Origin of the sequence: Pseudomonas sp. SIMBA_068, from assembly GCF_046534705.1 — a bacterium.
Classification (GTDB): Bacteria; Pseudomonadota; Gammaproteobacteria; order Pseudomonadales; family Pseudomonadaceae; genus Aquipseudomonas; species Aquipseudomonas putida.
On the sequence record NZ_JAWRYI010001103.1, the window covers coordinates 1 to 252 of the forward strand.

At 69.4% G+C, this 252-nt stretch carries 1 pseudogene; it reads right to left on the minus strand.

What is annotated here, in order from left to right:
• Positions 1–167 (minus strand): annotated as a pseudogene (locus SB756_RS32895) (transporter); the annotation flags it as partial.
• Positions 168–252: the final 85 nt, after the last annotated feature.

A 252-nucleotide genomic window follows, 5' to 3' on the forward strand; every position in this document is an offset into this window, starting at 1 on the left:
GGGCCGTGGAAATCACCGGCGCGGGTGGCGGGCAGGTACAGCACGCCCAGGCTGGTGCCCGCTGGGGCGGCGAAGAAGTCCCGGGCATTGAGGTCGGCGGCGTTCAGTGAAAGGCTGGCCAGGGTAGCCGTCAGGGCCAGGGTGATGCGGGGCACGGGCGTGGTCATGGGCGGTGCGTCTCTTGTGGGAGTTGTTGTTCGGCGAACGGCTCGCCGGCACACGGCAGGGGCTGGAAAAAGGGCAAAGGCTGCC